At 66.3% G+C, this 7,674-nt stretch carries 9 protein-coding genes; 3 read left to right on the top strand and 6 right to left on the bottom strand.

Annotated elements, in window-relative coordinates; all coding sequences use genetic code 11:
* Nucleotides 1–228 precede the first annotated feature (228 nt).
* Entirely contained in the window at nt 229–666 is a 438-nt protein-coding gene (locus tag L0D16_RS11985; RefSeq protein ID WP_243032426.1) for a DUF2267 domain-containing protein, read from the top strand.
* A 17-nt stretch (nt 667–683) separates the two neighbouring features.
* On the opposite strand, the gene L0D16_RS11980 is transcribed toward L0D16_RS11985, so the two are convergent.
* The 4 genes from L0D16_RS11980 to L0D16_RS11965 form a co-directional block, all read right to left on the bottom strand.
* A complete protein-coding gene (locus tag L0D16_RS11980; protein ID WP_243032425.1) occupies nt 684–1,559 on the bottom strand; it encodes an HD domain-containing protein in 876 nt (291 codons plus the stop codon).
* 114 nt (nt 1,560–1,673) lie between these two features.
* Nucleotides 1,674–2,495, bottom strand: coding sequence for an enoyl-CoA hydratase/isomerase family protein (locus tag L0D16_RS11975; protein ID WP_243032424.1), 822 nt, complete (start codon nt 2,493–2,495; stop codon nt 1,674–1,676).
* Nucleotide 2,496: 1 nt separating this feature from the next.
* The gene (locus L0D16_RS11970) at nt 2,497–3,204 is read right to left on the bottom strand and encodes a phosphorylase family protein (protein ID WP_243032423.1); all 708 of its coding nucleotides are present in this window, start codon (nt 3,202–3,204) and stop codon (nt 2,497–2,499) included.
* Nucleotides 3,205–3,215: 11 nt separating this feature from the next.
* Nucleotides 3,216–3,845 (bottom strand): ABC transporter ATP-binding protein, encoded by a 630-nt coding sequence (locus L0D16_RS11965; protein WP_243032422.1) that lies wholly within the window; start codon nt 3,843–3,845, stop codon nt 3,216–3,218.
* A gap of 48 nt (nt 3,846–3,893) precedes the next feature.
* Between L0D16_RS11965 and L0D16_RS11960 the strand changes: the two genes are divergently transcribed.
* Both L0D16_RS11960 and L0D16_RS11955 read left to right on the top strand, forming a co-directional pair.
* Nucleotides 3,894–4,544 (top strand): Crp/Fnr family transcriptional regulator, encoded by a 651-nt coding sequence (locus L0D16_RS11960; RefSeq protein WP_243032421.1) that lies wholly within the window; start codon nt 3,894–3,896, stop codon nt 4,542–4,544.
* A gap of 24 nt (nt 4,545–4,568) precedes the next feature.
* Nucleotides 4,569–5,363 carry a 2-phosphosulfolactate phosphatase gene (locus L0D16_RS11955; RefSeq protein WP_243032420.1) on the top strand — a complete coding sequence of 265 codons (795 nt, stop codon included), beginning with the start codon at nt 4,569–4,571 and terminating at the stop codon, nt 5,361–5,363.
* On the opposite strand, the gene L0D16_RS11950 is transcribed toward L0D16_RS11955, so the two are convergent.
* Nucleotides 5,316–6,245 (bottom strand): hypothetical protein, encoded by a 930-nt coding sequence (locus L0D16_RS11950; protein WP_243032419.1) that lies wholly within the window; start codon nt 6,243–6,245, stop codon nt 5,316–5,318. The genes L0D16_RS11955 and L0D16_RS11950 overlap by 48 nt on opposite strands.
* 5 nt (nt 6,246–6,250) lie before the next feature.
* Nucleotides 6,251–7,564: a dipeptidase gene (locus tag L0D16_RS11945; protein WP_243032418.1), complete on the bottom strand. Its 1,314-nt coding sequence runs from the start codon at nt 7,562–7,564 to the stop codon at nt 6,251–6,253.
* Nucleotides 7,565–7,674 lie beyond the last annotated feature (110 nt).

Raw genomic sequence — 7,674 nt, 5'->3', positions numbered from 1 at the left:
CGCATCATCCAGTTCCGCGATAGCCTCCCCAAGACCAGCGTGGGGAAGATCCTCAAGCGGGAGCTGAGCAAAGGGGTGACAAGGCAGCAGCCCAAGTAGGGCCAGGGCCGAAAACCCGAGGGGCCCTGAGGATGCCCGCCCTCCTTGCCGGGACCGGGGGAGGTCCGGACCCTTTACATGGCCATACTCAAGATGTATGATGATCTCGAAGGAAAGGGGGGATAGGGTATGAGCGCCACCGGCCTCGAGGTCTTTGACACCACGATACACAAGACCCATAGTTGGTTGAAGGAGATCATGGAAAACCTGGGCATGGAGGACCGCCATCGGGCCTACATGGCCTTAAGGGCCGTGCTTCATGCCCTACGGGATCGCCTCACCGTGGAGGAAACCGCCCAGCTGGCTGCCGAACTTCCCATGCTCATCCGCGGCCTCTTCTACGAGGGTTGGGACCCCACGGGCAAACCCCTTAAGGAGCGGCACAAGGAAGCCTTCCTAGCCCACGTGGCCCGGGAGCTCAGGACCCCTTCGGGACCGGCCTTGGACCCCGAGGCCGCCGCCCGGGCGGTGTTCAAGGTGCTTTCTCATAAAGTCTCCGAAGGGGAGATCCGGGACGTGCTGAACCTGCTTCCCAAGGAGATCCGCGAGCTTTGGCCCCAGGCCTGATCCGGGCGAGGGCTGCCTCAGTCCAGCACGAAGCGGTCCTCGCTCTCGTGGAGGCGCACCCGGTGGACGATGCGCTGGTCCTGTTCCCCATGGCCTTCGGTCATGGCCACCACGCTCACGTAGGGCCTTAAGGGGCTACGGAGCACCTTCTTGGTGAGGGTTTCCTCCACCTGGAAGATGCCCGCGGAGTTGTTCATGGTCACCTGGATCTCCACGGGCACCCTTTCCCCTTTCAGGATGCGCACCTCGTCCACCGCCAAGGCGCTGATGGAGTGGATGTCAATGCTTCCCAGGGCGAAGGCCTTCCGCCCCCGGCCCTTGGTGATGTCGGTGCCGTCGGCCACGGCGGTGACCCCGGCCTCTATGGTGAGGGGTTCTGGGGAGAGGTCATGGCTGTAAATCCCGTGAAGGATCAGGGCCCTGAGGGCCGTGCGCTGCTCGGGGTCGGGGTAGATTTTCTCCAGGATGCGGTTCAGGATGGGTGCGGCCAGGCACACGCCGAAGGCCTCGTGGTGGTCCCGGTGCACCTGGTTGCCCAGGTCATGGAGCATGGTGGCAAGGAGGACCACCACGTAGGCGTCCTCCAGCTCCCCGGCCCCTGACTCCACCGTGTCCAAGCGCACCCCCGCTTCGGCCAGAAGGGCCAGGATGGCCACGCTGGCCGCCCCGGTGAGGAGGGCGTGGACCCGGCCGTGGTCGTTGTAGCCCAGCTTGCGCATGGTGATGTAGTTGGCCATGTTCCAGCCGGCCCTGGCCTCGGGGTCTTGGATGAGGAGCTCGTAGGCCTTAAGGGCCTTGGGAAAGGCCTTTAGGCGCTCGCGAATGGACTGGTCGGCCTCGGCGTACAGCTTGGCCTTAGGGCTGGCCACGTGGACAACGCGCTCTCCCGTCATGGGCATCTCTACCTTACACCACACCCCCCGGGAAGACCTGCCTTCCCCACCCTTTGCCCCGCACGAGAAAGGGGGGAAGGAGGCCACCGGCCTCTTGGGAAGCCCGCGAAACCCCTACTCTCCCTTGAAGTTGGGCGCCCGCTTCTCCAGGAAGGCCCGCACCCCCTCCTTCATGTCCTCCGTGGCGGAAGCGTAGCCGAAGAGGTCCGCCTCGATCTCCAAGGCCTCGGCTAGGTCCAGCCCCTCGCCCCGCACCACACTCTCCTTGGCCAGGGCCAGGGCGATGGGGGCGTTTTTCATGATCTTCTGGGCCAGCTTCTTGGCTTCCTCCAAAGCATTCTCCCCCACCCGGTTCACCAGACCCAGGCTCAAGGCCTCCTCCGCGGACACATGCCGCCCGGTGAAGATGAGGTCCAAGGCCCGGCCCCGGCCGATGAGCCGGGGAAGCCTCTGGGTGCCGCCAAAGCCCGGGATGAGGCCAAGCCCCACCTCGGGCAAGCCCAGCTTGGCGTCCTTGGAAGCCACCCTCAGGTCGCAGGCCAAGGCCAGTTCCAACCCTCCCCCTAGGGCGTACCCCTGGATGGCGGCGATGGTGGGAAGGGGCAAGGCGGCGATCTCCGCGAAGACCTGTTGCCCCAAAAGGGCGTACTCCCGGGCCGTGAAGGGGTCTTTTAGGGCGGCGATCTCCTTAAGGTCGGCCCCGGCGGCAAAGGCCTTGCCCTCCCCGGTGAAGATGGCCACCCGGACCTCGGGGTCCTGATGGATGACCTCGGCCACCTCGGCCAACTCCCGCAAGAGGTCCTGGGAAAGGGCGTTTAGGGCCTCGGGCCGCCTTAGGGTAACCAGGGCGATGCCCTCCTCCACCTCGTAGGAAAGGTGGGCAAACTCGGGGATCTCCAGGATGAACTCGTGCTCGCCTTCGTGCTCGTGGGCCATGCTACACCTCCAAAAGGGCCTCGAGGGCCACCTCCACCATACGCCTTAGGCCTTCCTGCAGCACCTCAGGAGGCGCCAGCTCGGGATCGCCAATGCGGTTGGAGACCACAAGGACGGCCCCGGCGCGCACGCCCCGCATCTTACCCAGAAGGAAAAGGGCGCTGGCCTCCATCTCAAAGGCCAGAACCCCGTACCGGGCCCAGGCCCGGGCGCCCTCCGGGGTGGTGGCGTAGAAGGCATCCTCGGTGGCCACCAGCCCCACATGGTGGGGGTAGCCCCTTTCCTTTGCCTTGGTCCAAAGGGCTTGGAAGAGATGGGCATCGGGCACGGGAGCGTAGGGGCGGCCCTCCAGGTACTGCCGGGTGGCCCCGTCCAAGGGTATGGCCCCCTGGACGATCACCAGGTCCCCGGGGGCCAGGCCCTCGTCCACCGCCCCACAGGTGCCCACCCTAAGCAGCACCCTGGCCCCCAGGCTTACCAGCTCCTCGGCCACAATGCTGGCGGAAGGGGCCCCCATGCCCGTGGTCTGCACGGAAACCGGCACCCCCCGGTACCGCCCGGTGAAGCCCAAAAGGCCCCGGTGCGAGGTGTAAAGCCGGGGTTCCTCTAGAAACGTCTTGGCGATCCACTCCGCCCGGCCCGGGTCCCCCGGCAGAAGCACCTTTTCGGCCACATCTCCTTTGGCTCCCCGCACGTGGATGGGGCTCATACCGCCCCATTTTAAAGGCGCAAGGTGGGCAAGCCCTCCACCAAGGCCTCGTCATGGGTGGAAAGAAGGAGGGCCGCCCCCACCTCCTGAGCCAGCTCCTCCATGAGCCTGAGCACCTCTTTGGCCTGGGTGCGGTCCAGGCTAGCGGTGGGCTCGTCCGCCAAGAGGAGCCTGGGCCTAAGGTAAAGGGCCCGGGCCACCGCCACCCGCTGTCGCTCCCCACCCGAAAGCCTTTGGGGAAGGAAATCCGCCCGTTCCCTAAGGTCCAGCCGGGAAAGGAACCAAAGGGCATGGCCCCGGTCCACCTGGCCTGCCAGGTAGCCGGGGGCCAGCACGTTCTCCAAGGCGGTGAGCTCTGGGAAGAGGAAGTGGTGCTGAAACACAAGGCCCATGAAACGGAGCCGTTTCCTGGCCAACACCCCTTCGGGAAGGCCCCGGATGGGGGCTCCCTCCCAGTACACCTCCCCCTCCTGCAGGGGTAAAAGCCCTGCCAGGAGATGGAGGAGGGTGGTTTTGCCGCTCCCCGAGGGGCCCAAGACGGCCAGGGCCTCCCCGGGGCCTAATCTTAGGGAAACCCCCCGGAAAAGGTGGCCGTTCCCGTAGGAGAATCCCAGGCCTACCGCCTCCAGGACCGGGTCCACCTTCTAATCCTCTAGGCAAAAGATGAAGCCTCGGTTAGAGTAAGGCCGATGCCCGCATCCCCTCTTTTCCAGGATATGGGCCCGGAGGAGATCCATCTGGCCCGCTCCTACTTCCAACCCTTGGCCTATCCCAAGGGTAAACCCATCTTCCACCAGGGGGACCTGGGCCAGGCCCTTTACCTGGTGGAGGAGGGTTGGGTGCGCCTCTACCGCACCCATCTGGGAGGCCAGGAAAAGATCCTGGGGTTCCTAGGGCCCGGGGAGGTCTTCGGGGAGATGAGCCTTTTGGACGGGGGGGAACGAAGCGCCAGCGCCGTAGCGGAGGAGGACACCCTTCTTCTGGTCCTTTACCGGGAGACCTACTTTGGCCTCATCCGCCGCCTTCCCCTCTTCGCCCACAACCTGGCCAAGATCCTCGCCCACCGCCTGCGGGAACTCAACCTGGAGCTGGACCTGCTGGCCTTTGAGGAGGCCAGAAGCCGCGTGGCCTACGCCCTCTTAAAGCTTCTCCGCCAAGGACAGGGACCCCACTTCCAGCTCCGCCACCAGGACCTGGCGGCCCTGGCCGGGGTGAGCCGGGAGACCACCACCCGGGTCCTCCACCAGCTAAAAGACCAGGGCATCCTGCGGCTCTCCACAGGGATGGTGGAGGTGGCGGACCCCAGGCTTTTGGAGGAGGTGGCCTTTGGCCTGGTTTGAGGAAACCGAGTCGGAGGACCTTCCATGCGCTTGAAGGTGGACGTTCTCCCCACGGAGGGGTTGGTCTACCCCGATGTGGTCCTGGTGGTGGATGTGATCCGCTCCACCACCACCGCCGTCTGCTTCCTGGAGGCCGGGGCGGAGGCCTTGTACCTGGTGCCCAGCCTCGAGGCCGCCCGGACCTTCAAGGACCGGGACGTGCTCCTGGCGGGGGAGGTGGGGGGGTTAAAGCCCCCGGGGTTTGACCTGGGGAACTCCCCCCGGGAGGCCCTCGAGGCCCCGGTGGGAGGCAAGACCGTGGTGATGAGCACCACCAACGGCACCAAGGCCGCCCACGTGGCCGCAAGGACCGCCAAGCACGTGCTTCTGGCCTCCCTCTTTAACGCCCACGCCGCCGCCCGCCTGGCCCGGGAGCTGGCCACGGAGGAGGTGGCCATCCTGGCTGCCGGCAAGGAGGGGCGGGTGGGCCTGGACGACCTCTACACCGCCGGGGTCCTGGCGGAGTACCTGGGCCTTCTGGGGGAAGTGGAACCCGAGGATGGGGCCAGGATCGCCTTGGCGGTGAAACGCCACTTCCAGGACCCCCTGGAGGCCCTCACCCTCTCCGCCGCCGCCTCGGCCCTCAAAGGGGTGGGCCTCGAGGCCGACGTGCCCTTCTGTGCCCAGGTGGCCAAGAGCGCCGTGGTCCCCGTCCTCACGGGCCGGGTGGGGGAGGCCCTCATCTTCAAGGTGGCCCCCTTCGGGGTGGCCAAGCGGGCCGTCCCCGAAACCCTAAAGCAGCCGGGGAACCAGGCGCAGGAAAAGGACCATCCCCAGTAGCTCCACCAGGGACTGGAACACGATGACCAAGGGAGCCAGGCCCGCCTCGGGTACGGCCAGGCTTAAGGGGAGCACCAAAAAGGAGTTCCGGGTGCCCAGGCTGAAGGCCAGGGTCCTGCCCGCCTTGGGGGGAAGGCGGAATAGACGGGCCAGGGAAAGGGCCAAGCCCAAGGCCAAGACCAGGTACAGGACAAACACCCCAAGCAAGGGGAGAACATACCCCCACAGCCCCGGCAAAAGGCCCGCATGCCCCAGGGCCACCAGGAAGACCACCAGGGCCAGAAGGGGCACGGGCCAGGAGGTGGTCCGGGACACCAGCGCCTTTCCCCAGGGGCGGCCCTGTACCCAGAAGGCCAGGAAAAGGGGCAGGAGGACCACCAGGCCCGCCCCCACCAGGATGTCTGGGTCCGGGTGGTAGGCCGATAGCCCCTCCCCGAAGAACAGCAGAAGGTAAAGGGGCAGAAGGGCAAGCTGCAGGAGGAGGTTCAGGGGCGTCAGGACCAGGGCCCGGGCCATATCCGCCCGGCCCAGGTAGCTAAAGGCCAAAAACCAGTCGGTGCAGGGCACCAGGAGGACCAAGGCCACCCCCAGGCGAAGCCCCGGTTCCGGAGGCAGGAGGTGGAGGAGGCCGTAGACCGCCAGGGGCACCAGGAGGAAGTTCCCCACCAGCCCCGCCAGGAGAAAGGTCCGGTCGCGGAAGGCTTGGCGCAGGGCGCGAAAGGGTACCGGCAAAAAGGTGAAGAAGAGCAAAACAGCCAACGCTGGCCAAAGCAGGGCCTCGCCCCAAGGGGCAAGCCCAGGGAGGGCCAACCCCAAGGCCACCCCCAGCAGGGCCGCCCCCAGGTACAGGGGAAGCTGGTAGCGCTCCCAGAGGCTCCCCACCCCGCCTAGCCCCCTTGGGCCAAAAGCCCGTAGAAGCGCCTTAGCGTAGCGATGCCCTTCTCCAGGTTCACCAGGTCAAACTTCTCGTTGGGGGCGTGGAGGTTGTCGTCGGGAAGCCCCAAGCCCAAGAGGACGATGGGAGCTCCCAAAGCCTCTTGGAGTTCCGCCACCACCGGGATGCTCCCACCTTCCCGGGTGTACACCGGAGGCCTGCCCCAGACCTCCTCCAGGGCCTGGGCCATGAGGCGCATGGGGGGGCTAAAGGGGTCGGTGAGAACGGGTTTGCCCCCGTGGAGGCGGAGGATCTCCATGGTGTAACCGGGCGGGCAGATCCCCCGCAAATAGGCCTCCACCAAGTCCCCCACCTCCTCCGGGTCCTGGTCCGGCACCAGGCGCAAGGAAACCTTGAAGCCCGCCTCGGCGGGGATCACCGTCTTGGAGCCCTCCCCCTGGTACCCTCCCCAGATGCCATTCGGGTCCAGGGTGGGCCGGGTCCAAAGCCTCTCCAAGGGGCTAAAGCCCTCCTCCCCAGGCAACACCTCCACCCCAAGCTCCCTCTTCAAGGCCTCCTCGTCCAAGGAGGGCCAGAGCCCTTTCTCCTCCTCCGAAACCGGCCGAACCCGGTCGTAAAGGCCGGGAACCAGGATCCTCCCGGTTTTCTCGTCCTTTAACTTAGATAGAATCCACCCAATGGCTTGGATGGGGTTGGGAGCCACGCCGCCGAAACTTCCGGAGTGCAGGTCCCGCCGGGCCCCCCTCAGGCGCACCTCCAGGTAGGCCAGGCCCCGTAGGCCATAGGTGAGGGTGGGGGTGAGGGGGGCGAACATGGCCCCATCGGAGATAAGGACCACGTCGGCTTTGAGCCTCTCCCGGTGCTCCCGCACGAAGGGAAGAAGGCTCGGGCTGCCGATCTCCTCCTCCCCTTCCACCAACAGCTTCACGTTCACCCGGGCGGGCAGGTCCTCGAGGGCCGCCACATGGGCCCAAAGCTGCCCCTTGTCGTCGGAGGCCCCCCGGGCGTACACCTTTCCTTCCCGCACCGTGGGGACGAAGGGGGGGGTTTCCCACAGCTCCAGGGGATCCGGGGGCTGGACGTCGTAGTGGCCATAGACCAGAACCGTGGGGGCCTTGGGGTCCAGGAAGCGCTCGGCGTAAAGGATGGGATGCAGGGGGGTCTCCTGGAGCTCGGTGTGGAAACCCCGCTCCCTAAGCCTCTCGGCAAGCCAGAGGGCCGCCTTGCGAAGGTCTTCCTTTCGGGCCGGGTCGGTGGATACCGAGGGGATGGACAGGAACTCCAAAAGGGGCTCTAGCGCCTTCACGCCCCCATGCTACCCTCTTCGGGGAAGGACCTGCCCTCCTCCAGAAGGAGGAGCTTGAGCCGGGCCACCTCGGCCTCAAACCGGGCCTGCAGGGCCTCCAGCTCCGCCCT

This window comes from Thermus altitudinis, from assembly GCF_022760835.1.
Classification (GTDB): Bacteria; Deinococcota; Deinococci; order Deinococcales; family Thermaceae; genus Thermus; species Thermus altitudinis.
Note: the sequence above shows the minus strand (reverse complement) of the source record. Positions and strands in the feature narration are given on the sequence as shown.

Coding starts and splice junctions, on each gene's coding strand:
- L0D16_RS11955 (WP_243032420.1), top strand. CDS start 4,569: ATGCGCTTGAAGGTGGACGTTCTCCCCACGGAGGGGTTGGTCTACCCC.
- L0D16_RS11960 (WP_243032421.1), top strand. CDS start 3,894: ATGCCCGCATCCCCTCTTTTCCAGGATATGGGCCCGGAGGAGATCCAT.
- L0D16_RS11985 (WP_243032426.1), top strand. CDS start 229: ATGAGCGCCACCGGCCTCGAGGTCTTTGACACCACGATACACAAGACC.
- L0D16_RS11980 (WP_243032425.1), bottom strand. CDS start 1,559: ATGACGGGAGAGCGCGTTGTCCACGTGGCCAGCCCTAAGGCCAAGCTG.
- L0D16_RS11975 (WP_243032424.1), bottom strand. CDS start 2,495: ATGGCCCACGAGCACGAAGGCGAGCACGAGTTCATCCTGGAGATCCCC.
- L0D16_RS11970 (WP_243032423.1), bottom strand. CDS start 3,204: ATGAGCCCCATCCACGTGCGGGGAGCCAAAGGAGATGTGGCCGAAAAG.